A 24,390-nucleotide genomic window follows, 5' to 3' on the forward strand; every position below is an offset into this window, starting at 1 on the left:
GCCCAGCCGATCAGCCGATCAGTGGTAGGTTCCTCCTCCGGAGAAGCTCTGGCCAATGCTGAAAACGTACTCTCTACCGCCATACCAGGCGGTGCCCTCTGCCATGAAGAATATCGAGTCGCTGGGGTCGGACCAGCATGTCATTCCGTAGCAACGGAAGTATCCGCGCTTGTCGGGGTCGTAGCCGTCATTTCCGTACCAGTTGGCATGGAATCCGTAGTCGCCCCACTCTGAGTGATTGTAGCTGCCTCCGCCGAGTTTGACTCCCCAGTCGTAGAGGTCCCATTTCCACCCGGCGGTGATTCGCGCGTTTCTCCACCAGTCCCGGAAGGAGAGGTTCCACTGGAGCGAGCACTTCATGTGCCGACTGGAGTCGCACCTTCTTATCAGTGTTACGCAGTCGTATTTCGTGCAGTGGCGAACTTCGCGTTCCTTGATGCGCCGGCCGTCCAGATCCATGTTGTTCACGGGATCTTGGCCCGCGTATTCGTACGCGTTGGCGCTTCCATCAGGGATCGGATCCGTCTGGAGGAATCGTCCGGTGGCGGCGTCAAAGAGTCGGACGCCCATGAGGACGACGCTGTCGGGTGTGTCGGATGCCCGCTGCATGCTGCCGAGCCAGCCGTAGCGTGGAGAGTTGGTGGTGTTGCCGAATTCGTCGTAGGTGTAGGCGGTGGCTGTTGTGGTGCTGATGACGAGTTCGGCGCCGATGTCTCCGTGGAGGTTGGCGAATTGCAGCGTTGTGCCGCCGGTGGCCGTGGTGGTGGCCGCAAGACCCGTTGCGACGCCGGTGATGTTGCGTGTGATGGTCCCGGAGGTGTCTTCGGCAATCCAGGCGGGGCTGTCACTGTCGTCGTCGTAGTGGCTGGCCCGGGTGGCGGTCGTAGTCCAGGTGGTTCCGCCGTCGGTGCTGCTCATAAGGGTGGAGGCGGCGAGGCGGTGAGCGGCGTCGAGGGTCCAGGTCTGCTTGGTGGCGCTGGTGGTTTCCTGGCGGACGAGGTCGTTGGTGTAGTAGGAGAGGGCGGTACCGCCCGGCAGTGCGGTGGTGCGGCCGAAGGCGTCGTAGGTGTAGCCGGTGTCGGTGATGCGGTCGGCGCTGTCGTAGGTGTGGGTGGCCGTCGTGGTGCTGGTCGTGCCGCTGGTGGCGTCGGGGCAGTCTGTGGTGCTCGCGTCGGTGGTCAGTGAGGTCCGGTTGTAGCTTGCGTTGCTGGCAAAGCCGTAGCTGCGAGTGGTGCAGGCGTTGCCGGTGTCGTCGCTCGCCTTTGTGATGCGATCGGCGGTGTCGTAGCTGTAGGTGCTTACGGTTGCGACGCCGTTGTTCTCGATGTGGCTGGCTTGCTGGCCGCCTGCGGTGTAGTCGGCAGTGTCGGTGAGGACGGGCGTCTTGCTGGAGTCGGCGTATGCGAGGGCCGTTTTGTCGCCTGCGGTGTCGTAGGTCTGGGTGAGGGTGTAGCTGCCGGGGAGGGTTTCGCCGGTGAGGTTGCCGTCAGCGTCGTAGTTGGTGGCGGTGAAGGTGCCGGCGACGGAGTCGGTGAGTGTGGTGGGTAGGCCGGTGGTGGCGTCGTAGGTGTAGGTGGTGGTGGAGGGAGCCGAGTCGGTGCGGCTGACCGGGCGGTCTGAACTGTCGTAGGCCGTGGATGTGGTGTTGCCGGTGCCGTCGTTGTAGGTCACCTGGCGGCCGAGTTTGTCGTAGGTTGCCGTGACGGTCTGGCTGTTGGAGGTTGTGGAGGAGACGGCGCCGGTGGCGGTGTCGTAGGCGTAGGTCGTGGAGGGCGTGGTGGTGCCCGCGCCACCGGTCGTCGTGACTGTCTGGGGCCTCTCGGCGCTGTCGTAGTCCGTGGTCGTGGTGCGGGTGGCGCTGTTAGCGGTCTCGGTCAAGGTCTTGACCTGGCCGTAGCTGTCGTAGGTGTAGGTCTGGGTGGGCAATTGGTCCGGGTTGCTGCCGCCGCCCGTGATCGCGCTCGCGGGAGACTTGGTGCACACCAGGCCGGCCCACTCCGGGCGGCCGGCGCAGGTGCCGGTACCGGTGCCGGTGTAGTAGCTGGTCAGTGTGGTCTTGGCGTCGGAACCGGAGGATGTTGGCTGGACTTCCTTGGTCTGGTTGCCGTCGCTGTCGTAGCTGTAGGTGGTGGTGATGGCCAGACCCGAGGGATCGGTGACCGTGGTCAGCGGCAGGCCGGTGGTCCAGTCGTAGGTGGTGGCCGTGGTCTGCTTGTCGCCGTCGGACGGGTAGAGGGGAACGGCGGCGCTGGTGGTGGTTGAGGTGAGCAGGTCGGAGACGGTGGCGGTGTCTGGACGGTTCTCGTCGTAGGCGTAGGCGGTGTGGGCTCGTGCCAGGGTCTCGTCTCCGGCCGCGAGGTCGGCGGCGCTGGCCCCGCCTGCCAGGGCGTGCTGCAAGGTGATTGTGTGCAGCGGTCCGTACACGTCGGAGTTCAGTTCGAGCCCGTCGTCGACGGTTTCGTAGGTCGTAGTGGTCGACAGCAGGCTGGCGGCGTCTGCGGTGGAGCTGGCATTCGCGATCGCGCCGGCCACCAGGGGGTCGGAGCTGGTGGTGGTGCCGAGGGCCAGTTCGCGGTTGGCTGCGGTCAGCTCGCGTGTGGTGTTGCCCAGGTCGTCGTACTCGGTGGTGGTGATGTGGCCGCCCGGACTCGCGGTGTTCACATCCATGCCGTTCTTGTCCAGGTAGGTGATGGTCGCCTTGGTGTAGGCACCGGACCCGAGGGCGGTGCCGTCGTGGCTGGACGGAACGGAGGTGGGCGGGAAGATGGCGGTGCCTATGGTGGGATTGTCGCTCTGGGCCCAGTTCGCGGTGGCCGTGGCGGACAGGTCGTATGGGGCTGCTGAGCCGGAGACCGGGACGTCGTAGACCACGCTGGTGGTGGCTGTACCGCCGTCGGTGGTGCCGGTGGTGCCGGCCTGCAGGGTCGGGCGCGATGCGGTCAGCAGCATGCCGTCGCCCGCGTCGCTGTTGCTGCCGACCTTGTCATAGGTGAAGGTCCATGGCAGCTGACCGGGCGGGGTCAGAGTGGTGACCCGGCCTGCGCTGTCGTAGGTGTAGGAAGTCTTGAGCGGGGTGGACAGCCGCGGGTCCCAGATATCGGCAAGCTGGCCGCTGCTGGTGTAGTCGTAGGCGGCGATCGGGGTGGCGGTGGCGGCCGAGGCGCCCGGAGCCGTGGCCCACAGGTTGATCTGCTGCACCTGGCCTGCGTAGTTACCGGGGGTCGAGGCGGTCGCGGTGGTGGAGGGCGCGTAGACGAACTCCAGGACACGGCATCCCACCGTGGACGGGTCACCCGCGCAGGTGGCCGCCGAGACGGCGCTGCTGGGGGCTATGACGTACTGCGGCTCGGCCAGGTACCCCCCGCCGGCCACCGCGACCGCGTGCGAGACCACCGTCGTGGTGGTCGCCGAGTCGCTGCTGACCGTGTAGGACGAGGCGAGCTGCCAGGTCGTCGAGTTGCCGTTGGGCTTGGTGAAGGTGGCCGTGGTGCCGTCGGTGTCCTTCAGCGTGAAGGAGGATCCGGACAACGTGCCGGTCAGGGTCAGACTCTCGGAGCCCGGCTCCGGGGTCCACGTACCTGCCGTGGCGTCCAGGAGAGTGAACCCGGTCGAGGCACCGGAGGAGTCCACCACGGCGACAGAGCTGGCCGATGTCGGCTTGATATATCCCCAGTCGGCCGTGTCGGCCTTGATGCCAGAGATCCAGTTGGGGCCGAAGATCGCAACCTGGCCGTCCTGCTCCGACGCGCCCAGCGGGTCGCGGGAGGAGAACGTACGGGTCACCGACGCCCCGAACGCGGAGGCATCCGTAGCGTCCAGGCCGTAGTCACCAGTCAGCAGGTTCACGGACCCTGGACCGACGGCCTCGGTGATTACGTTGTCGGCCTGGCGGTCGACGGTGACAGTGGCCGGACTGGTGGCGTAGGTGTTCGTGCCGTCAGTGAACAGCGCCCGCACCTGTACCAGGCCGTCGTCGCCCAGCTGGCTGGTGGCGGCCCAGTCCAGGTCGACGGGCTGGGAGGAAGCGGAGAAGGACAGCGGCCAGGACGACACCGCCGTACCGTCGGACGCCTTAGTCACGTACGTCAGCGGGATCGGCTGCCAGCCGTAGGGGTCGGCGGACCCGATCTCGTACTGGTAGGTCAGCCCCGTGAACGCCCCCGACTGCGTCGCCGCCAGCGTCACGTCGTCATCGGTGGTGTCGCCGGTCGTCGGCGAGTTCAGGCTGGCCTTGCCGACGCCGAACGAGTAGGAGGTGGTGGAGGTGGAGATGTTGCCGCCGGAGTCGATGGTCTTCGCGGAGAAGGTGTGCCAGCCGTTGGCCGGGGTGATGTGGACGGTCAGCGGGTCTCCGCCGTTGCCGTCAGTCGTGTCGACCACCTTGTTGGGGACGGCCGAGTTGTCCAGGCCCCACTCGTAGCCCTGCCCGTCGCTCGATGAGGTGTCGAGCGTGCAGGTCGCACCGCTGCTGGACTTGTCCGTCCAAGCACCAGAGGGGTACGCGTCGCAGGAGATGGTGGGTGCGGCGGGCTTGGCGACGTTCGGCACGAAGTAGATGTAGGACGACCAGGCGCCGTAGTCCGTGCCGTCGTAGCCACGCACCCGCATCCGCAGATGCGAGGCGGCCAGCTGGCTCGCGGACGGGATGGTCAGCGTCGCGGTGCTGCCGGAGGCCACCGAAGAGGACGTGCCGGTGTAGGAGTAGGAGGTCTCACCGCTGTACGACGGGTCGTTGGTGATTTCGAACTGCGCCTTGACCGTGGAGCCGTCCGCGTCCGTCACCTTCGCCGACAGCGTCGGCGTGTACGTCGTCACGTACCGCTTGCCGTTGTAGGCGTTCACTGAGCTCGGCGAGATCGCCAGCGCACTCGTCGTCGGGTACGAGTTGTAGGTCACCACCAGCTTCGGGGCGTAGCCGGAGGTGGTGTAGTTCGCCGACCGGAAGCGCCGCCAGGTGGTGGAGTCGCTCTCGCTGTCGGCGCGGATCTGGAGGCCGTAGTTGGTCGAGCCGTCCGCCCATGCCTGCACGATCGACTGCAGGTTCCAGTTCGACCAGTTCGCCGCGCAGCCTGTGTAGCCCCAGTGCCCGGTGTTGGAGGCCATGCCCGTGGTCGTGGTCGACGGCTGTGCGCCCCAGGTGATCGACGACGAGGACCACGAGGAGGTGATCCGCTTCGCGTCCGTGGCCGCCCCGGAGGTGGAGCAGGTCGCCGAGTAGTAGTTGTACAGCGACATGGTCGCCGACGTGATGTGCTTGCCGGTGAACTTCGAGACGTCGAACTTCAGATACGACCGTGCCGTGTCGGTGCCGGAGTCGTACGTGCCTGACTTCAGCTCCTGTGAGGAGACCTGAGAGTCGGGGTAGTCCGGGTTCTGCACCCAGGTGTCCGTGGTCACCGCGAGGGTGGAGGTCGGGTCGACCGTCACCGGGTAGGTCGCGGTGGCCAGGAAATCCGTGTCCGGCGTCAGGACGAGCGTCTGCGAGCCGTCGTCCGCGGTCTCGATCTTCGTGGAGACCTGCTCCTGGTGCGCGGACTCACCCGAGACCGGGTCCTTGCTGGCGTCCCACATCATCGGAGCCGGGGCCTCGGCCACCAGGTCGCCGGCGCTGTTCTTCAGCAGCAGGTGCCCGGAGTCGGCCTGGGACAGCTTCAATCCGTCCAGATTCAGCGGAATCCGGTACGACACCGCGTCGCCGTCCGGCTGCTGGGTGAGCTGGATGTTCTCCGAGAACCCCTGCGCCAGCGCGGTGATGGACAGGGTCTGGCCGCTGCCCAGGTCGTAGGAGGCGGTGCTGTCTTTCACCTCGGGAGTGGGAAGCTTGTCCTGCCAGCCTAGCCCGAAGGAATCGTTACCCTTCGTCACTGAGGCCAGATCTGTGTCACCGCCGTCCGAGACCGCGATGTCCGCGGCTGCGGCTTCGGGCGTCAAGTCCGCACCGGTGTCGGACAGTGAGGTGTCGATAGCCTTCCAGGCGCCGTCCTGCTTCACCCGGACCGGACCCGCGTACGCCTCGGTCTCCAGCTCCCCACTGGGCAGCGCGTACGTCGTTGAGTCCGTCGTCCGGGCCGACAGCACCTCGATCTTCCGGTCCTGCAGACGGGCCATCAGCACTGCCGAAGCCTCGTCCTGTGCCTCCGCAGGACCCGACACATTACTCGTGTCAGATGATGCGGAAACGGATGACGCACTCGTCGTGTTGTCGGCGAACGCAAGCCCGCCCCCCTCGACTACCAGGGCCGTCTCAGCTGCCATGAGCATCACGACGCCGATGGCTATCTGCCGCAGCCGACGCGCTTGGTGCACGCGGCCCCTTCTTGGTCTGTGACGGGTCACAGGTCTGCGATGCACGATCAGGTCCCTCCCCTGACACTCCGCATTGCGGAGCCAACAGAAACGAACTGATCTTCACGGAAGGTCCACGGCATGCCTACGGAGTCACTGGGGTTAGTCAACTTAAACCCTGGAAGTGATCAACGAACGCTAAAAATTGCACTCCAATACCGCAGCCTCATCGGTGGCTAATTGGGCTTTTTGCGCGTTTTATACTGCACATGATCGACGGACGGGGCGGCGGGCAGGTTCAGTGAACCCTCTTAAGGCTTTCCTAAAAAATAAAGGAATGAGTGAATCAATAAGCACGAAAGCAACAAAATACTTGCAAGGGGCACCTGGTACACCCTGAGGGGTAAATCGCCGTTGTCCACGGATTCCGGCTTGAGTGTGACGGAGCTGGGGCGGCGGGTGGGACTGAGCCAGTCCGCGGCGGCCCGCATGGTCGACGGCCTGGAGAAACAGGGACTGGTACACAAAGAGGACAGTTTGAGAGGGTGGGTCCGCCTCCAGCTCACCGATCTGGGCACGCAGGCGGCACATGGGCTCCTCAGCTCTCGGGGCGACATGCTGCGACAGGTCCTGTGCCACCTCGACGATCGCGAGCAGGAGCAGCTCGGCCAGTTGCTGAACAAGCTTCTGACGGGCCTGTACCGGCGGCCCGGTGACGCCGAGCGCATATGTCGGCTGTGCGACCGGGGTGTCTGCGTCAGGGACGGTGCGATCTGCCCAGTGGGTCAGGCGGACCGGAACCACCGAGTGAGCGACGAGCCTGACCTTGGGTGAGCTGCTCGCTCTGCTGTCCGCTCTGTGCTTCGGCATCACGCACTTCGTCAACGGCTTGGTCTCACGCAGACACAATGGGCTGACCGTGGCACTGCACGCCCAATTAGGCGGCACTGCCTTGGGGTTACTTCTGGCCCTGTTCCTGAACGACGGGGCCGCCACGCTCGCAGACTACGGGTGGGGGCCCTGTCTGGGGTGGGGACAGGAGTGGGAGTGGCCTTCCTGTACCGGGCGATGTCCCAAGGGGCGATGAGCGTGGTCGTCCCGGTCAGCGACGTCGGGGCTGTGGCTCTGCCGGTCCTTGTCGGGGTGTGTTTCCTCGGGGAACGCCCGGCACTCCCCGCATGGGTGGGCATCGCCGCTGTCCTGCCGGCGCTGTGGCTGGTCTCGCAGAGTTCGCCGGCCCCGGGCGACAGGCAGCGAAGGACGGTGTCCGCCGGGGTGCCCAGTGCCCTGGCAGCCAGCGTGGGGTTTGGTGTTCAGTTCCTGGCCATGGCACAGGTGGGCAAGGACAGCGGCTTGTGGCCGGTGGTGCTGAGCCGAGTGGTCTCCGTCGCCGTCATCGCAGTAGTCGTGGGATCTTACGGCGCCGGCTGGAGGCTGACGGGACGGTCATGGGCGGCCACGGTTGCGGCCGGTGCCCTCGGCACACTGGCGATCGTGCTGTACCTGGAGGCCACCAGGCAACAGCTCATGGCCATCGCCACCGTGCTCTCGGCTCTCTACCCCGCCATCCCCGTCCTCCTCGCCCTCGTGCTCCTGAACGAGCGTCTCAATCGCCGTCAGGCCGCTGGTCTGGCCTGTGCGGGGCTCGCCATCGGGCTCATCGCGCTGCGATGAGCCCGATGGCCCCTTCTACCGCCGGGGGCCGGTGGGCGCCGCTAGGCACTGTCCTGGCGATCTTCGGCGTCAGTAGGCTTGCGGTAGACGCCGGCCCTGACGCCCCAGGTCGGCGAACGATGGGGAGGGCCAGCGATGCGGGTCGAATACGACGCCTCAGCGGATATGGCGTACGTCTACCTCGTCGACAAGATTGGCCCGGGACAGGCCGTGCGGCAGGTACCCGTCGAGGACAACACGGCGATACTCGACTACGACTCGGACGGACGGCTGCTGGGCATCGAACTGTTCAGCGCCGGACGCCGGCTGCACCCCGATCTGCTGGGCGCTGCCGAGAGGATCGACCGTGAGCCGAATCCACCGAGCACGTGAGTCGTTGACACGGCTCTGGGGAGTAGGGGCGATCTGACGGATGCCCAGTGGGAGCGGCTCAAGCCGCTTCTGCCCGTGAGCAATCGTCGTTGCGGCAGGTGGCGAGACCATCGACAAGTGGTCAACGGGGTGTTGTACCGCATTCGGACCGGTGTGCAGTGGCGGGATCTGCCGGATCGGTACGGGCCGTGGAAGACGGTGCATGAGAGGCATCGCCGCTGGTCGGCGGACGGTACCAGGGAGCGGCTGCTACAGCATCCCCAGCCGAGGCGGACGCTCCACCTGTGCGGAGGCGGTCGCGGCGACGGTGACGGTCGGGCCGATGCCGACCCGGACGTCGACGCCGTAACGGGAGACCGTCCGCAACCGCAGGATCTCCCCCAGGTGCGAGGCGGCCGCCCGGTGGTAGCGCAGCGCGCCGCGCAGGTCGACCAGCGCCGCCGTGGGCGGCAGGGCCTCCACCACCGCCGACAGCTCGTGCAGCTGCTCCAGGACCTGCCGGTAGGTCCCCTCCGGCTGCCGGTCCGGGCAGCGCACATGCATCACCACACCCGGCCGACGCCCCGTCGACTCCGCATTCATCCGGCGCTCACCCCCCCGCATCGCTATCGAACAGAAAATCGAACGTACGAGAGCGACGGCATGGTCACGCGCCTAGAATGAAAAATGTGTTCGATAACTCACGGCACCTTCCGGACGACCTGGACCGGCTCCAGACGCTGCGGATCCGGCATGCCCGTGGCTGGAGCGCATCGACCGCAAGGCCGCCGACCTGCGGCAGCGGCAGGCCGAAGAGGAGCGCGGCCGGGCCCGCCGCCCGCCGGCGCCGGACTGGATCCTCGAACTCAACCGTGGGACGGGACACCCCCTAGCGGTGCACGCCGGCGACTGCGGGATGACCGGCCGCCGGAGACAGCCGGTCGGGCAGGCCGCCGCCCGCCGCCTCCTGACCGCCGACGGGGTGCCGGCCTGCCCGATCTGCCGCCCGGACACCTCACTGCACATCGCCGATGGCTTAGGACTCGATCTGGGCATCCGCCCGGTCATCGCCCGCCGCGGGACCGAACACGGCTCCGGCCTGGGCGTCCATCGGTGGGGCGTCGAGTCCGCCTTCACGCTCTTGCACTGGCGCGGATCCCTGCGTATAGAGTGATAATCTCATCAAAATCGACAAAACGGACTATTGTCACGGAGTGATACATGGTGCTCACGCTCTCCGAACCTGCGCACGGGGCTTCACGCCGCAGGCAGGAGCTACCCACGGTGCGGCGAGGAGTGAAGCCTTTTGCGTCGCTCCCTCTCTCGGGTGACTTGTCGCAATCACGATCCGTGCTGACAGTCGCCGTGCTGCTTATTCTGACGATCACGCTGATTGATGTTCAGGTGCCTCACTCGGTTCATCTGGGCGACCTGCTGATCATGGTGCCTGCGATAGCTTCCTGGTATGCGGACTCTCGTGTGACCGCACTGGTCACGGTCATGGCCGTGGGGGCCCTGATGGCCATCTGCATGGTCCGCGGTTCGGTGAACCCGCCACAGGTGGTTGCTCTGCTTGCGACCTCGGTGGTCGTCACGATCGGCCGATACCTGGCGGAACGCAGACAGCGAGAGCTGATCCAGGTGCGCGCCGTCGCCGAGACCGCGCAACGCGCCATACTGCCTGCCCTCCCCAGCCGGCTCGGACCGCTTCGTCTGGCCTCGGTGTACCTGGCGGCCGAGGAGGAAGCACGCATCGGCGGAGATCTGTACGCCGCCGTGCGCACGTCCACTGGGACTCGGTTGATCATCGGCGACGTTCGCGGCAAGGGTCTGCCTGCGGTCAGCGGCGCTGCCCACCTCATCGGCACGTTCCGCGACGCCGCCCGTCGGCTGGCCACCCTGCCCGAACTCGCCGACTACCTGGATTCAAGCGTCCGCAGCAACGCGCTCGAAGACGTGGAACGCGACGAGGTCGAAGAGGCGTTCGTCACCGCCACCATCCTCGAAATCCCCGACGACAGGCCCCTCGTGCGAAGCGTCACCTGCGGACACCCCCCACCGCTGCTCCTGCGCGCGAACGACGTCGTGCCCCTGGAAGCCGGCCACCCCGCGCCCCCGCTGGGCCTGGGCGCATTGACGCAAAGCACCTACCACCTCGACACCTTCAGCCTGCATGCCACAGACATGCTCCTCCTCTACACCGACGGCGCCCTGGAAGCCCGCAATGCCGACGGCGCCTTTTACCCGCTCGCCGAACGGCCCATCCCACACAACTACCGCCATCCCGCGGCGCTCCTCGACCGCCTCCGCAACGACCTTCTCAACCACGTCGGCGGACAACTCGGCGACGACGCCGCCTTGATCGCAATCGAACGTCATCCCGTTGGAATACACCACACGAACGGGCCATCGGTTGGTGGACAGACTGCTCGGCCCCCTATGCGCCGCTAGCAGCAGGGAGTTGGACGCCCGTTGCACGCGAGCCCCAGCAGATGCGTTGACGCAACGCCGGCTGTGAGGAGCATGCCGACGGCGCTGGACCGCCTGACCAAGCCGCCGTCGAACCGGTCCTGCACTCTTGACGCGGTCCCGACGGTGACCGGCTCGAGGGCCACTTCGGTCGAGCCGCACCCCGGCGGTGTCCGCCGGGCGGCCGCTCCGCCCGGGCGACCCCTCGTCCCATCGCCCGCACCAGCTGGCGCTCGCGTGGAAGGCCACTGCCTTCGAGGGCTGTTACGCACTTTCGGGTGACGGACCGCCGGGCGAGACGGGACGGAGACCCGGCCCGCCCGGCGCGGCTTCTCTACAGCGGTGCGCCAGCGGGTGGTCGTCTCACACAACCACGAGGAACAGAATCCACATGATCCCGGCTACGGCCGGCATCAGGTACGCGAGCAGGAGCTTGGACTCCATGCCTGGAGAACTGGCGTAGGAGACCATTTCCGCGTAGTCAGGGAGTCGGGAGAGGGCGTGGCGTTCCAGTCGCCGGGCGAATCGCAATTGCCGATGAGCCATGTAGGACCAAGCCACTGAGGTGACGAGGCCAAATGCGGCGAGTGTGCGCAGTACGAAGAGATGCTCACCGGCGCGGTTGCTGTCACCTGAGGCGAGCAGAGCCGAGTACGCGACGATCAGAAGGGACTCGGCCAGAAGGAAGACGTTCCCGACCTGGAACACCATTCCGCCTTCGTAGATGGGCTGTTCCCATAGGCGAGTCTCTTTGGCTCGCTGCTGTTCGTCCTGCTCGGGCGACGACATGCGTGCACACGCACACACCTTCAATATCCATGCCCCGCACCTGTCCATGATCGCCAAGCCAAACGCCGTGACCGAACTGATCGCCGACGCCGCGCAGCACTGAACGGCCCAACTGTCGCAGCACGTCTCAGATAGGAAGGCCCAGCCTCCTGCCTGCGTTACCGCCAGCGTGGTTGTGCAGGAGACAGTGTCTCCGGGCCTCACCTATAGCCCACGGACGATCGTTCGGCTGAAGCCTCATGGAGCCCTTCGCGGCGTAGGCGACCGCCCTTCACGACCACGCGTACATCCGTTGCCCGTGGCCCTCGCCGGTCACTCGCCATCACCAGGGACGGCGAGGGGGCACGGTCTGGGAGCCCTGTACACGGACGCGCAGGGGCAAGATCAGTTTGAAGACGGACCCTAGCCTCCCGCGGCCGATGTTCGGTTGACGACCTGCGTTGACGAGACTGACCTTACGTCCCTTAGCCAGTCCTGCCCATCCGACCTGCGAAGGTAGGTCCAGATCTAGATAAGCCTGCGCGCTTGCGGGGATGATCCCGCCGCCGTCCAGTTCGTCAGCTGGGTCGCGTTCTGCTCCCCGCGCCTGCGGGGATGATCCCAGTGGAGTGCCGGAAGGCTGGCCATCTGCTCCGCTTGCCCGGGGCATGGTCCCTGGAGAAGGCGTTCTCGGCGAAGGGGTAAGCGGTGCTCGCCGCACCAGCGGGGGATGTTCCCGATCCGGCCGGGGGTCTGGCTGCCTGCTGCTCCTGCTCCCGGACCCGCAGCGATGACCCCAGCCCGGCCGGCAGGTCCATTGCGCAGGTTGCCTGGTGTCACGAGCGGGGACCGTCGGAGTGTTGCGTTTGTGGAGACCCGATAACTGGGTCTGCGGTCAGCATGGTTCCCAGGAGGGTGGGGATTTTCGCTCGCGCCAGGAGGAGCGGTTGGTAGGTGACTTGCGGTGCGAGGCCGAGACCGCCGAGGTCAGCGTGGCGCGTGAAGCGAAGGTGGAGCCTTCCCGGAGAACCTGACTGCCTGTCAGTAAAGTCAGCATTGAGTCAGCATCAGTCCGATCAAAGCTGACTACGGCTGGCGAAGCCTGCACTTCGAGGGGCGGTGGAACGGGCGGTGTTACGTGGTTTTGCTCTCGCTATCTTGATGAACCGGGCGAGGTGTCTTTCACCTCGCCCGGTGGCGCGTTTGCAGGGTCGCGAATTCCCAGCTCAGCGCACTCTTCCCCGTGGTTTCAGTGGTACCGGCGGGAGTTCGGGGGCGGGTAGAGGCGCTCCGTCGTAACCTTTTACTTCCCCAAATCTCGTCCCGTTCATCCAGTCCTCGCGGGCCTGTTTGATATCGTCCTGGGTGCGTCCGACGAAGTTCCACCACATGATCAGCTCCTCCTCGAACGGCTCGCCGCCCAGGAGCATGATCGCCGCGTCCGACTCGGCGCGCAGGGGGAGTTCGGTGCGGCCGCAGCCCAGGTAGAGCATGGAGCCCGGGAGTACCGGCACGCCGTCCACGTGTACCTCGCCGGACATGGCGAGGACGCCGTACTCGAAGTCGGGCTGCAGCGGCAGGCGCAGGTCGGCGCCCTGGGCGAGGGTCAGGTCCGCGCCGACGATGGGGGTGAACGTCGTACCGGGGGACGTCGCGCCGTCGAGGGAGCCGAGGATGACCGTGGCGGTCAGGCCGGGGGCCGTGACCGTCGGCAGGTCGGGGTGGTGCTCGAACCGCGGGTCCGTGTGGCGGTGCGAGTCCGGGAGGGCCACCCACAGCTGGGCGCCGTGCAGGTACCGGGTGTGCGGCCTGGGGCTCTCCTCGGAATGGCTGATCGCCCGGCCCGAGGTCATCAGCCCCAGCTCGCGGGGGCGGATCGTCTGCAGGCTGCCGGTCGAGTCGCGGTGCAGGACCTCGCCCTGGTGCAGCCAGCTGACCGTCTGCAGCCCGATGTGCGGGTGCGGCGGGACCTGCATCCCGGGCTCGTCGGCGATGTCGTCGGGGCCGTAGTGGTCGACGAACGCCCAGGCGCCGATCATGCGGCGGCCGAGGTTCGGCAGCAGCCGGCGCACCTCGGTCGACTCGCCGAGTTGCACGTGGCGGGGGCTCAGCAGCTCGCGGACGGGTTCGGCGACGACGAATCCGCGGCCGCCGCACACGCTCGGAACGGGCGCGCGGTCAAGGTTGCTCATGTCGGACAACTTAGCGGCCGAAGGTCCCCCGTGCCGAGCGGTCGGCCGGTCGTACGGAATCCGTCCCTCACGTTGTCGAGGAGGGCCCTGTCCGCGTGTGAGCGACCCCCGTCACGACGACCGCCCACCGGTTCGTCACGCAGCGGGCCGTGCGGGGCGGCGCATGCCGGCCGCCGCTCCGCACGGGTGTCGGGTTCGCCGTGGCGCACGTCAGCGGGCGGTCAGTTTCCACAGGTGGTCGGCGGTGCCGTTGTCGTCCCACTGGAGGACCTGGGCGCCGGACGAGGTGCTCATGCCGGTCACCCCGAGCAGCAGCCCGCTGTTGTAGTCGGCGATCTTGTAGTAGCCGTCGCCGGACGGGATCAACTGCCAGAGGTGGTCGGCGGTGCCGTTGTCGCCCCAGATCAGGGCGGTGCCGCCGTCGCTCGTGCCCGCGTCGGTGATGCCGAGGAGCAGGCCGCTCGCCTGCTGCCGGATCTTGTAGAGGCCGTTGCCCGCGGCGCTGAGGGTCCAGTTCTGGTCGGTGCCCGTGGTGGCGGCGGCCTGGACGACGAGGGTGCCCTGGGCGGTGCCCGCGCCGCTGGTGTCCAGGGCGAGGCCGCTGTTCCTGTTGGTGATCTGGTAGCGGCCGGTCAGCGAGGTGGCGCTGCCGGTCGGGGTGATGGTCAGGTGGTAGCCGTCGGAGGCGTTCATCGTGACCGGCACGGTGATCGAGCCGCCGCTGACCGTGTAGTCGGAGTCCGAGATCGTCACCGGACCGGAGACCGCGGTCGTGCGGCCCTTGGACGGGGTGTACTCCAGCTTGACGTGCACGGTGCTGCCGAAGGCGGAGAGCGCGGACAGCCCGTTGACGGTGACGGCACACGAGCCGGTGCAGCCGCCGGTGACCACACTGATCTGGTTGCCCGCGCCGTTGCGGGCGGCGAAGCCGTCGATGCCGGTCTGCGCCGGAGGCGTCGTGACCAGCATGTTCCCCGACATGTCGCCGTACCACTTGTACAGCCAGTAGGCGCCGTTGGGTGCTCCGCCGGTGTCGGTGAGGGTGTCGCCGAGGGTGCCGTAGTGGTTCCAGAAGGCCAGCTCGGCGTCGTGCACGCCGGCCCGTTCGAATTTGGCGACATAGCTCGCGAGCGGCCCGGGGACGCCGACCTCGCTCGTGGTGCCGTACTCCTCGATGGCGATCGGGCGGGCGCTGAGGCCGAGGCTCGACTCCAGGGCCCGGTAGTCGGCTACGTGCGCGGCGATGTTCGCGCTGCTCTGCAGCTCGTGCCAGCTGATGATGTCGGGCACGGCGTTGTTCGCGATGGCGTCCTGGAGGAACGTCTTCATCTTGCTGTCGGTGTACGTCGCGAAGCTGGGGCCCTGGACGGGGGTGCCGGCGTCCTTCGCGCGGACCTCCTTGTACGTCCGTGACCAGCCGTCGTCGAAGGCGCCCGCCGCCGAGGTGTTCCAGGTGCCGTCGGGCTCGTTCCACAGTTCGTAGGCGCTGATGTTCGTGGCGCCGGACGACCGCACGGACGCGACCTGCTTGTCCACGGCCGACAGCCAGTCGCTCCAACTCACCCACTTGTAGGGGAAGTTCGGGTACCAGTCCGGCATCCGTACGACGACCTTCGCGCCGGCCTTCGCCGCCTCGGGAGCGACGGTGAGGGCGTCACCGCCGGGGCTGGGCTCACCGTTGGGCAGCTGGCTGCCGCCGGGCGCCATCTGCACGAAGGTGTTCGGCTTCAGCGGCTCGACCAGGCTGTCGGCCGGCACGTTCGCCGTGTCGAGACCGTAGAGGCTGCCCGAGGCCACGTGGGTGACCGAGCGCAGTGTCCGGTCGGCGTTCACCACGAGGGTGGTGGCGGAGGTGGGCGCCGCGTGGGCGGGGGCGGCGGTGCCGAGGGCGGCCGTGAGGATCACGGCGGCGAGAGTGGCGCTGCGGGGTGGGCGGCTCATGGCATGCGTCTCCTCAGGGAGTCGGGGGGTGTCAGTCCTTCACCGCGCCCGCGGTCACGCCCGCGGCCACATAGCGCTGGGCGAGGACCAGGAGGACGGCCGCGGGGACCGACGCGACGACGGCGGTGGCCATGATCGCGTTCCACTCCTGGTTGTTGTTGCCGATGTACTTGTAGATGCCGAGCGTGATCGGCTTCCAACTGCCGCCGCCATCAAGGGTGTTGGCGAAGACGAAGTCGGACCAGGCCCACAGGAAGCCGAACAGCGAGACGGTGACGACCGCGTTGCGGCTCAGCGGGAGGACGACCGACCGGAAGGTGCGCCAGGTGCCGGCGCCGTCGATCCGGGCGGCCGAGAGGAGTTCGCCGGGGATGCCCGACATGAACGCGGTGAAGATCATGACGCCGAAGGGCACGGCGATGGTGGAGTCCGCGACGATCAGCCCCCACCAGGTGTCGAACAGGCCGAGGTCCAGGAAGATGCCGTAGAAGCCCATCGCCATGACGATGCCCGGGATCATCTGGGCGATCAGCAGGGCCAGGCTCAGCGCCCCGCCCCCGCGCGGGCGCAGCTTCGCCAGCGCATAGCCGGCCGGGGCGGCGATCAGGAGGGTGAGGGCGACCGTGCCGATGCCGATCAGCAGGCTGGTGCCCAGGTAGGGGAGCTGGTCGTCGAGGACTGCCCGGTAGCCCTCGAAGGTCGGGTGCAGCGGGAGCAGGTCCGGCGGGTCCTTGCGCATGTCCTGCTGCGGGGTGAGGGACACGTTGAGCATCCAGTACACCGGGAACAGCATCAGCGCGGTGAGGAGGAGACCCAGCACGGTGCGGCCACGGGACTTCACGCCTCCTGCCTCCTCTGGACGCGGACGTACAGCAGGCCGAAGACCAGCGCGATCAGGATCAGGATGTTGCCGACGGCCGCACCGGGACCGAACCTGGGCAGCAGCGTGCCGAAGCCCAGCTGGTACGACCAGGTCGCCAGCGTGGCGGAGGCGTCGCCCGGACCGCCCTTGGTCATGATCCAGATCAGGTCGAACACCTTGAGGGTGTAGACGAGCCCCAGCAGCAGGGTGATCGCCGACACCGGGCGCAGCAGCGGGAAGGTGACCCGGCGGAACTGCTGCCAGGCGCCCGCCCCGTCGAGGGCCGCCGCCTCGTACAGCTCACCGGGGATGTTCTGCAGGCCGCTGTACAGGATGACCAGGTTGAACGGGATGCCGATCCAGACGTTGGCGACGATCACCGAGGTCAGCGCCCAGTCGGGCGACGTCAGCCAGCCGACGGGGCCGACGCCGACGAAGTGCAGGAAGTAGTTCACCACCCCCGACTCGCTGTTGAACATCCACGACCACGACGACGCCGACACGATCAGCGGCAGCAGCCAGGGGATCAGGAACAGTGCACGCAGCACGGTCGAGAGCCGGAAGTGACGGTTGAAGAAGACCGCGAGGGCCAGCCCGATCACGTACTGGAAGGCGATCGACACGAAGGTGAAGACCACGGTGTGCCGCAGCGCCGGGCCGAACGTCGGATCGTCCAGCACGGTACGGAAGTTGGCCCAGCCGGAGAACGGCGCGTCGCCCGCCACGAAGGAGCGCACGGTGTAGTCGCGCAGGCTCAGGTCGAGGTTGCGGTACAAGGGATAGACGTAGAAGGCGGCAAGGTACACGAGCAGGGGCGTCACGAAGGCAAGCGAGGCCAGCCGACTCCGATGCCCGGGGGACAGACGAACTCCTTGCGGCACAGCGCCCCCACCAGGGCGCGGGGCCGCGTCGACATGCGGCTCCGCCGCGTGGTGCGACAGGCCCCCGCGCACCCGCAGATGCACAGCCATCGGTCAGCCCTTGCCCGCCGCGGCCTGCGCGGCACCCAGCGCGTCCTGCGGGCTCTTGCCGCCGGAGAGCGCGGCCTGGACGGCCGTCCACAAGGGTTGCGAGATCGTCGGGTACCTGGTGCCGAGCCCATCGCTGGTCCGGCCCCGCGCCGCTGCGACCGCCGCCACCCAGGGCTTCAACTCCGCGTTCTTCGCAACCTGTTGCGTCTGCACAGCGGAGGTCGGCGCCACGTACATGAGGGTGGTGTCGGTGGCCAGCAGGCTGGAGTCGCTGGTCAGACAGCCGACGATCTTCTTGCTGACGTCATAGCGCGAGGTGTCCTTCTGCACGGGCACCGTGACGAACTCGCCGCCCGTCGGCACCGGCGCCGAACCGCCGTTCTGCGCCGGGATGTTGACGACGCCGTACCCGAACCCGGCCTTGTCGGCGTTGCCGAGCTGCCAGGTGCCGTTCTCACTGAACGCGTAGTCGCCGGTCGCGAACTCCTGCCAACTGGTGGTCTGGGTGTTCTGCAGCACGTCCTTCGGCGCGTACCCCGCGTCCACCCACTGCTTCCACAGCGACAGCGCGGCAACTCCCGCGGCGGAGTCGAGCTTTGTCAGGTCGCCGCCCGCGCCCCAGAACCAGGGCAGGAACTGGAAGCTGCCCTCCTCGGTGTTGATCGCAGAGAAGGTGATCCCCTTCTTCCCGGCCGCCTTGACCTTCTTCAGCGCGGCCGTGAGCGACGCCCAGTCCTTGACGGAGGCCGGGTCGACGCCGGCCGCACCGAGGACCTTCTTGTTGTAGTAGAGCGCGAGGGTATTGGCGCCGATCGGGACACCGTAGGCGGCGCCGTCGATCGTGCCGGCGCCGATGATGTTCTTCTGGATCGAGGCGGTGTCCAGGCCCAGGTCACTGGTCTTGTTGAGGATCCCGGCCTCCACCAGCGTGGAGACCACCGGGTTGTCGACCAGCATCACGTCCGGCGCGTTGCCCTGCTGGGCGGCCAGCAGCGCCTTGTTGCCGAGGTCGGTGGTGTCGTACGCGGTCCGCTTGAGCTTCACCCCGGCCGCGGTGCCGCACGCGGCGACCCGCTTTCCCCAGTCGGAGGAGGCGTCGAACTGCGGGTACGGGTCCCAGAAGGTGTACGTCCCGCCGGCCGAGGACGACGATCCCGAGGAGCCGGAACCGCCACCGCAGGCGGTGAGGGGGAGCAGGGCGGCCGTGGTGAGGGCCAGGACGGTACGGCGGGTTGGTATCACGGGGTGACCTCGTTGTCGTAGGACGGGGGGTGTGTCAGGAGGTGGGGAGCCAGACGCGCATGCTGCCGTCCTCGCGGTTGGCCCAGACGTGGTACGGGATCGCGGTCAACTCGACCGGCTCGCCACCGGGTTCGGCCGCCGGGCCCGTCACGGGGGCGTATGGCCACCAGCCCCGGTCCGGGATGCGGCGCCGCCGGCCCGCGGCCACCACGGTGGTGACACCGCCGAGCAGGTCCGGGCGGTGCTTCACGGCGAGCGGCCGGGACGGGTCGAGGACGATGTCGTCGAGACCGCCGCCCGGGTGGTCGACCTGCTCCAGGCAGTGCACGAGCGGCCCGCGCTCGATCGCCACACAGCCGCGTACCGCGTCCACACGCGGGTCGGCCGCGGTGAGCCGGGGCTCCAGGGCGAGCTCCAGTACCACCAGATCGCCGGGCGTCCAGGTCCGCGACAGCCGCAGCCAGCCGTCGTCGGCCGGCGAGTCGTAGGTCTCCCCGGCGCACCGCACCCGGAACTCCCGGCACCAGGCGGGGATGCGCAGCGACAACGTCCACGGTTCGCCGGACGGCGTCTCCTCGATGGTGAACGCGATCGTGCCGTGCCAGGGATAGTCCGTCTCGGCCCGCACCCGTACCCGGTCGGTCGCGTACGTGCCGGTGACGAACTGGTGGATCTGCAGGCCCTGTTCGTCGCCCGACGCCAGGTAGTGCGGCAGACTCGCCAGCAGCCGCATCACGTTGGGCGGGCAGCAGGCGCAGCGGAACCAGCGGGTGCGGCGGGCCGACTGGTCGCCGCCGGTGTCGGTGTGGCCGTCGCGGACCTGGAGCGGGTTGACGTACAGCCAGCGCTCGCCGTCCAGGGAGACCCCGGCCAGGAAGCCGTTGTAGAGGGTGCGCTCGATCAGGTCGGAGTAGCGGGCCTCGCCGGTGAGCAGGGCCATGCGCCAGCTCCACTGGACGGAGGCGATGGCGGCGCAGGTCTCGCAGTAGGCCCGCTCGTTGGGGAGTTCGTAGGGGTCCCCGAACTCCTCCTGGTCGTGGTGCGCGCCGAGCCCGCCGGTGAGGTGCGTCTTGGTGGTCGTCATCGCGTGCCACAACCGCTCGCCCGCCGCCAGGAGTTCGGCGTCCCCGGTCTCAGCTGCCAGGTCCGCGGCCGCCGCCAGCAGGTACAACTGCCTTACGGCGTGGCCCTCGACGTCCGTTGCCGCCCGCAGCGGGACCCGGTCCTGGCAGTAGGCGTCGCCGCCGAGCAGGCCGTGGCCGTGCCGGTCGACGAAGTAGCCCGCCAGGTCGAGGTAGCGGCGCTCGCCGGTCTCCCGGTAGAGCTCCACCAGCGCCGTCTCCACCTCCGGGTGACCGTCGATGCCGTCGACGGGCCTGCCGCTGCCGGGGAGGCCGAAAACCGAGTCGATGTGGTCGGCGAACCTCCGGGCGACGGCGAGGAGTTCGGGACGGCCGGTGGAGCGGTGGTGGGCGACGGCGGCCTGGATCAGATGGCCGGCGCAGTACAACTCGTGCCCCCAGCGCAGGTCCTGGTACCGCTCACCGCCCTTGACCAGCTGGAACCAGGTGTTGAGATAGCCGTCGGGTTGCTGGGCGTCGGCCACGAGGGCGACGATCCGGTCCACGTCGGCGGCCAGCAGTTCACCATCCTGGTCGGCGAGTTGCCAGGAGGCCGCCTCGAGCCACTTGTAGACGTCGGTGTCGACGAACGGGTACGCGCCCTGGAACACGCCCTCGGCCGTGCCCGCCGCCAGCCGCAGGTTGTGCAGGTTTCCGGCGGACTCCAGCAGGTCCGGTCCCTGCGGGAGGGAGACGCGGGCGTTGGTCGCGCGCCGGTCGTGCCAGAAGCCGCCGTCGACGGTGGCGGCCGCCGGGCGCAGCGCGGTCCGGGCATCGGGGGTGGGGCGGACCGGACCGGCGGGGGAGGGCAGGGCGGAGTGGGTGCGGGGCATGGTTCTCCGGGGTGGGGAGGGACGGGGTGGGGAGGGGCGGAGTGCATGGGCGCACTGTTCGGTAGATCGAACGACGTCTGGAGAGTCGAGCACGAGGCGGCGCGGTGTGGCGGTGCGGAACCGGCCTGCGCAACCGTTTTCCCGCCGAGAAGTACAGGGCAGCCCGAGGGGCGGGTCAAGACGCCCGACGCAGTTTTTTCAAGTTGTCCGAGAGGCCTGGTACTTCGGGTGGGCTGCTGCGACGATGTGGGGCGGTTCTGCCGTCGGGAGGTCTACGGGGGAGCCGAGGACCCATCCAGGAAAAGGTTTGCCCGTGACTTCTGCTCCAGGCTCTCCGCCCGCCGGCCGGGCCAGGCTCGCCGATGTCGCCGCGCTCGCCGGTGTCAGCGTCGGTACGGCGTCCAAGGCGCTGAACGGCGCCGGCCGGATGCGCCCGGAAACCCGGCAACGGGTGCTGGACGCGGTGACGGCGCTCGGGTTCCGGCCCAACCAGCACGCGCAGAGCCTGCACAGCGGCCGCAGCTGGACGGTCGGCCTGATGACGACGGACGGCATCGGCCGCTTCAGCACCCCGGTGCTGCTCGGCGCCGAGGACGCGCTGGGCGCCGGGAAGATCTCCGTCCTGCTCTGCGACACCCGCGGCGACGCCATCCGCGAGCAGCACCATCTGCGCACCCTCACGGACCGCCGGGTCGACGGCATCATCGTCGCCGGCCGGCGCACCGACCCCCGCCCGCCCCTGACCGGCATCGACCCGGCGATCCCCGTGGTCTACGCCCTCTCCCCGTCGACCGACCCGGCCGACACCTCCGTGGTCACCGACGACCGCGGCGGCGCCCGGCTCGCCGTGGAGCACCTGCTCGCCACCGGTCGTACCCGCATCGCCCATGTCACCGGACCCGAGCACCACCAGGCCGCCCGCGACCGCGCCCGGCACGCGGTCGGGCACCTGGCCGAGGCGGGCCTGGAACTCGCCGCGGGACGCGTGCACTTCGGCGAGTGGAGCGAGGCCTGGGGGCGGCGCGCCGCCGACGCGGTGCTGCGGACGGCACCCGGCACGGACGCCGTCTTCTGCGGCAACGACCAGATCGCCCGGGGGGTCGCGGACGCCCTGCGCGAGCGGGGGAGGGACGTGCCGGGGGACATCGCCGTGGTCGGCTACGACAACTGGGACACGATGGCCCTCGCCTGCCGGCCGCCGCTCACCACCGTGGACATGAACCTGGCCGAGATCGGGCGGATCGCGGCGCTCCGGCTGCTCCAGGCCATCGACGCCGAGCCGGCGCCGGGGGTGCACACGGTGCCGTGCCGGCTGGTGGTGCGGGAGTCGAGCTGACGTGGCGTGAGCCGAGCCGAGGTGGCGTCGAGCCGATGTGGCGTCGAGCCGGTGTGGCGTGGGATGAGCCGGTGTGGCGTGGGGCGAGCCGGGTGGGCGGCGGACGCCGCGGGCAACGTCGTCGGCACGACCACCACCGGCGACGACGGCGCGTACGCCTTCTCCGACCTGGACAGCGGCCAGTACACGGTCGTCGCGACCGGCTACCCGCCGCACGCCGCCGGGGTGGCCGTCTCCGGCGCCGACATCCACGACCACGACATCGAACTCGCCCATCCTGCGACGTAGTTCCCAGGAACTCTGCTCAGTGGGTGCGGACCACCTGAGGTCAGCCGTGCTCGCACGTCGGTCAGAGGCTGCTGAGGAGTGCCAGGCGCTCGGCGCTGGCGGAGCCCTGGTCGGCGTAGTAGACGACGACCAGCTGGCGGGCCTGCGGGCGCACCATTTTTTCGTAGTGCAGGTCGAGTTCGCCGACGAGTGGGTGGTTCAGGCGGGTGAGGCCGGTGTCGCGGCGGCGGACCTCGCGGCGGGTCCACAGAGTGCTGAACCGCTCGCTGGCGACGGTGAGTTCGCCGATCGTCTCCAGCAGTTCCGGGTCCGCGTCATCGACGTCGATCATGGCGCGCAGGCCGGAGACGGCCTTGGCGGTCGTGTCGTCCCACTGCGGGTAGAGGTTGCGCATCTCGGGTTCGAGGAAGGCGGCACGTAGCGGGTTGTGACCGACAGCGAAGAAGGGGCACAGGAGCACGGCCGGCCGGTTGGCCGCGACGACGCGTCCGCCGGGACCCTGGGCGTAGGCGGGGGTGTGCGGCCAGCTGTCCAGGAGAGGCTGGAGATCACCCTGGTTCGTACGGGCCCGGCTGCGTGGCCTGCGGGTGGGCGGGGCCGGATGAGCCAGGCGGTGCAGGTAGGCGACCGCGTCCTCGTCGAGCTGGAGCGCGCCGGCCAGGGCGGCCAGGATCTGGTCGGAGGGGTTGAGGTTGCGGCCCTGTTCCAGGCGCAGGTAGTACTCGGGACTGATACCGGCGAGCTGGGCGACCTCCTCCCGCCGCAGTCCGGGGACCCGGCGCCGCTCACCGGCGGGCAGCCCGACCTGTTCGGGGCTGATCTGTCCGCGCCGGGTCCGCAGGAACTCGCCCAGGGTGTCGGCCGTCTCGTGCGCCATAGTCTCGACGCTAGCCGCTCAGCAGCCCGAGGCGGACCAGGCTCTCCGCGGTGGCCACGACGGCGTCCTCGTTGGAACGCGGGGACCAGTCCAGCTCCTTGCGCGCCTTCGCGTTGGAGGCGCGGCGTACGACGCCCAGCTGCGGCACCGTCTCGCGCAGCGCCGGGTTGACCGTGGCCAGCAGGCGCAGCAGCCAGGCCGGGGCGGCGCCGGTGGGGGCCTTGGCGGCGGCCTCGCCCAGCCGCGCGCGCAACGTCAGGGCGATCTGGTGGAAGGAGATCGGCTCACCCGCGAGCGCCAGGTACCGCTGTCCGGCTGCCTGAGGTGCCGTCATGGCACGGAGATGCAGGTCGGCCGCGTCGCGGACGTCGACCGTGTTCGTCCAGACCGGCGGCGCGGCCCGCATCCCGCCGGTCAGCATCGCGTGGATGATGCGGATCGACGCGGAGAAGTCCGGTCCGAGGACCGGCCCGAAGATCCCCACGGGGTTGACGACCGTCAGCTCCAGCCCGTCGCCCTCGCTCTCGACGAAGTCCCAGGCGGCCTGTTCGGCGACCGCCTTGGACTTGACGTACGCGGACACCCCCGGCCCGTCGGTCTCCGTCCAGTCGTCCTCGCCGAACGTCCGTGCGGTCCGCCCGTGGCCGTAGCCCACCGCCGCGAAGGAGGAGGTCAGCACCGTGCGGCGGACGCCCGCGTCCCGGGCCGTCCGCAGGACCCGCAGGGTCCCCTCACGGGCCGGGACGATCACCTCGTCCTCGTGCTTCGGCCGGGCTCCGGGAAACGGCGAGGCCACGTGCAGAACGTAGTCGGCGTCCGCCACGGCCCGGTCCCAGCCGCGGTCGGAGGTGAGATCCGCCTCCACATAGGAGACGTCGCCCGTGTGCGGGGCTCCGGCCACGGCGAGCATCCCTTCGACGTCGGAGCGTCGGGCCAGGGAGCGCACCGTGGTGGTGACGGTGTGCCCGGCGGACAGGAGCTGCGCGATCGTGTGGGAACCCAGAAATCCGGTTCCGCCCGTGACGAGTACATGTGCCATGCCTCGATGCTCGGTGGTCGGATCAGCGCGTTCCAGATCTCGCCGATACCAGTACTCCGAGGGACAGGCTGAGCGCACAGCTCCCGGCGAAACGCCGGCCTCCTCCGTGAGTCCTCATGCGGCGGTCCCACCGGATCCCTG

Annotated in this window: 16 protein-coding genes and 4 pseudogenes; 9 read left to right on the forward strand and 11 right to left on the reverse strand. The window is 68.7% G+C overall.

The features are described 5' to 3' along the window. Positions 1-18: 18 nt before the first annotated feature. Positions 19-6,108: a DNRLRE domain-containing protein gene (locus ACZ63F_RS02925; RefSeq protein WP_469708089.1), complete on the reverse strand. Its 6,090-nt coding sequence runs from the start codon at positions 6,106-6,108 to the stop codon at positions 19-21. Positions 6,109-6,699: 591 nt separating this feature from the next. Between ACZ63F_RS02925 and ACZ63F_RS02930 the strand changes: the two genes are divergently transcribed. The 4 genes and pseudogenes from ACZ63F_RS02930 to ACZ63F_RS02945 all read left to right on the forward strand — a co-directional run. Next, on the forward strand, positions 6,700-7,119 hold the full coding sequence (locus ACZ63F_RS02930; RefSeq protein WP_469708091.1) for a MarR family winged helix-turn-helix transcriptional regulator: 420 nt from the start codon (positions 6,700-6,702) through the stop codon (positions 7,117-7,119). A gap of 213 nt (positions 7,120-7,332) precedes the next feature. Further along, positions 7,333-7,959 carry an EamA family transporter gene (locus tag ACZ63F_RS02935; RefSeq protein WP_469708093.1) on the forward strand — a complete coding sequence of 209 codons (627 nt, stop codon included), beginning with the start codon at positions 7,333-7,335 and terminating at the stop codon, positions 7,957-7,959. A gap of 135 nt (positions 7,960-8,094) precedes the next feature. Then, the gene (locus tag ACZ63F_RS02940; RefSeq protein WP_469708095.1) at positions 8,095-8,331 is read left to right on the forward strand and encodes a DUF2283 domain-containing protein; all 237 of its coding nucleotides are present in this window, start codon (positions 8,095-8,097) and stop codon (positions 8,329-8,331) included. A gap of 15 nt (positions 8,332-8,346) precedes the next feature. Beyond that, positions 8,347-8,601, forward strand: a pseudogene (locus ACZ63F_RS02945) (transposase); the annotation flags it as partial. On the opposite strand, the gene ACZ63F_RS02950 reads toward ACZ63F_RS02945, so the two are convergent. Continuing rightward, positions 8,581-8,874, reverse strand: a complete 294-nt coding sequence (locus tag ACZ63F_RS02950) for a hypothetical protein (RefSeq protein ID WP_469708097.1) — start codon at positions 8,872-8,874, stop codon at positions 8,581-8,583. The pseudogene ACZ63F_RS02945 and the gene ACZ63F_RS02950 sit on opposite strands and share 21 nt — an antisense overlap. A gap of 331 nt (positions 8,875-9,205) precedes the next feature. Between ACZ63F_RS02950 and ACZ63F_RS02955 the strand changes: the two are divergent. The 3 genes and pseudogenes from ACZ63F_RS02955 to ACZ63F_RS02965 all read left to right on the forward strand — a co-directional run. Beyond that, positions 9,206-9,274 (forward strand): annotated as a pseudogene (locus ACZ63F_RS02955) (DUF6233 domain-containing protein); the annotation flags it as partial. An 87-nt stretch (positions 9,275-9,361) separates the two neighbouring features. Further along, a pseudogene (locus ACZ63F_RS02960) lies at positions 9,362-9,478 on the forward strand (IS5/IS1182 family transposase); the annotation flags it as partial. A gap of 182 nt (positions 9,479-9,660) precedes the next feature. Further along, positions 9,661-10,761: a PP2C family protein-serine/threonine phosphatase gene (locus ACZ63F_RS02965; RefSeq protein WP_469708100.1), complete on the forward strand. Its 1,101-nt coding sequence runs from the start codon at positions 9,661-9,663 to the stop codon at positions 10,759-10,761. A 381-nt stretch (positions 10,762-11,142) separates the two neighbouring features. Here ACZ63F_RS02965 and ACZ63F_RS02970 read toward each other — a convergent pair whose 3' ends face one another. The 7 genes from ACZ63F_RS02970 to ACZ63F_RS03000 form a co-directional block, all read right to left on the reverse strand. Beyond that, positions 11,143-11,568 (reverse strand): hypothetical protein, encoded by a 426-nt coding sequence (locus ACZ63F_RS02970; RefSeq protein ID WP_469708102.1) that lies wholly within the window; start codon positions 11,566-11,568, stop codon positions 11,143-11,145. 1,205 nt (positions 11,569-12,773) lie between these two features. Next, positions 12,774-13,739: a pirin family protein gene (locus ACZ63F_RS02975; RefSeq protein ID WP_469708104.1), complete on the reverse strand. Its 966-nt coding sequence runs from the start codon at positions 13,737-13,739 to the stop codon at positions 12,774-12,776. Between the two features lie 210 nt (positions 13,740-13,949). Continuing rightward, complete coding sequence (locus ACZ63F_RS02980; protein WP_469708106.1) at positions 13,950-15,680, reverse strand: RICIN domain-containing protein; 1,731 nt, start codon at positions 15,678-15,680, stop codon at positions 13,950-13,952. 31 nt (positions 15,681-15,711) lie between these two features. After that, positions 15,712-16,473 (reverse strand): carbohydrate ABC transporter permease, encoded by a 762-nt coding sequence (locus ACZ63F_RS02985; protein WP_469709306.1) that lies wholly within the window; start codon positions 16,471-16,473, stop codon positions 15,712-15,714. Between the two features lie 44 nt (positions 16,474-16,517). After that, positions 16,518-17,513 carry a carbohydrate ABC transporter permease gene (locus ACZ63F_RS02990; protein WP_469708108.1) on the reverse strand — a complete coding sequence of 332 codons (996 nt, stop codon included), beginning with the start codon at positions 17,511-17,513 and terminating at the stop codon, positions 16,518-16,520. 3 nt (positions 17,514-17,516) lie between these two features. Then, entirely contained in the window at positions 17,517-18,755 is a 1,239-nt protein-coding gene (locus ACZ63F_RS02995) for a sugar ABC transporter substrate-binding protein (RefSeq protein WP_469708109.1), read from the reverse strand. A gap of 34 nt (positions 18,756-18,789) precedes the next feature. Continuing rightward, a complete protein-coding gene (locus tag ACZ63F_RS03000) occupies positions 18,790-20,709 on the reverse strand; it encodes a glycoside hydrolase family 127 protein (protein ID WP_469708111.1) in 1,920 nt (639 codons plus the stop codon). Positions 20,710-21,022: 313 nt separating this feature from the next. Here ACZ63F_RS03000 and ACZ63F_RS03005 point away from each other — a divergent pair, with 313 nt between their 5' ends. Both ACZ63F_RS03005 and ACZ63F_RS03010 read left to right on the forward strand, forming a co-directional pair. After that, complete coding sequence (locus tag ACZ63F_RS03005; RefSeq protein WP_469708113.1) at positions 21,023-22,045, forward strand: LacI family DNA-binding transcriptional regulator; 1,023 nt, start codon at positions 21,023-21,025, stop codon at positions 22,043-22,045. 102 nt (positions 22,046-22,147) lie between these two features. Then, positions 22,148-22,333, forward strand: a pseudogene (locus ACZ63F_RS03010) (SdrD B-like domain-containing protein); the annotation flags it as partial. A gap of 61 nt (positions 22,334-22,394) precedes the next feature. Here the strand turns inward: ACZ63F_RS03010 and ACZ63F_RS03015 are convergent. Both ACZ63F_RS03015 and ACZ63F_RS03020 read right to left on the reverse strand, forming a co-directional pair. Continuing rightward, complete coding sequence (locus ACZ63F_RS03015; RefSeq protein ID WP_469708114.1) at positions 22,395-23,210, reverse strand: helix-turn-helix domain-containing protein; 816 nt, start codon at positions 23,208-23,210, stop codon at positions 22,395-22,397. A gap of 10 nt (positions 23,211-23,220) precedes the next feature. Next, entirely contained in the window at positions 23,221-24,249 is a 1,029-nt protein-coding gene (locus ACZ63F_RS03020) for an SDR family oxidoreductase (protein WP_469708117.1), read from the reverse strand. Positions 24,250-24,390 lie beyond the last annotated feature (141 nt).

The organism is Streptomyces sp. NPDC104761, from assembly GCF_055583445.1.

What these genes read in the sequence shown, in the direction of transcription:
- ACZ63F_RS02950 (WP_469708097.1), bottom strand. Translation starts at nt 8,874, where the DNA reads ATGCATGTGCGCTGCCCGGACCGGCAGCCGGAGGGGACCTACCGGCAG.
- ACZ63F_RS02985 (WP_469709306.1), bottom strand. Translation starts at nt 16,473, where the DNA reads ATGCTGTTCCCGGTGTACTGGATGCTCAACGTGTCCCTCACCCCGCAG.
- ACZ63F_RS03020 (WP_469708117.1), bottom strand. Translation starts at nt 24,249, where the DNA reads ATGGCACATGTACTCGTCACGGGCGGAACCGGATTTCTGGGTTCCCAC.
- ACZ63F_RS03015 (WP_469708114.1), bottom strand. Translation starts at nt 23,210, where the DNA reads ATGGCGCACGAGACGGCCGACACCCTGGGCGAGTTCCTGCGGACCCGG.
- ACZ63F_RS02925 (WP_469708089.1), bottom strand. Translation starts at nt 6,108, where the DNA reads ATGGCCCGTCTGCAGGACCGGAAGATCGAGGTGCTGTCGGCCCGGACG.
- ACZ63F_RS02940 (WP_469708095.1), top strand. Translation starts at nt 8,095, where the DNA reads ATGCGGGTCGAATACGACGCCTCAGCGGATATGGCGTACGTCTACCTC.
- ACZ63F_RS02975 (WP_469708104.1), bottom strand. Translation starts at nt 13,739, where the DNA reads ATGAGCAACCTTGACCGCGCGCCCGTTCCGAGCGTGTGCGGCGGCCGC.
- ACZ63F_RS02970 (WP_469708102.1), bottom strand. Translation starts at nt 11,568, where the DNA reads ATGTCGTCGCCCGAGCAGGACGAACAGCAGCGAGCCAAAGAGACTCGC.
- ACZ63F_RS02990 (WP_469708108.1), bottom strand. Translation starts at nt 17,513, where the DNA reads ATGGCTGTGCATCTGCGGGTGCGCGGGGGCCTGTCGCACCACGCGGCG.
- ACZ63F_RS02980 (WP_469708106.1), bottom strand. Translation starts at nt 15,680, where the DNA reads ATGAGCCGCCCACCCCGCAGCGCCACTCTCGCCGCCGTGATCCTCACG.
- ACZ63F_RS03000 (WP_469708111.1), bottom strand. Translation starts at nt 20,709, where the DNA reads ATGCCCCGCACCCACTCCGCCCTGCCCTCCCCCGCCGGTCCGGTCCGC.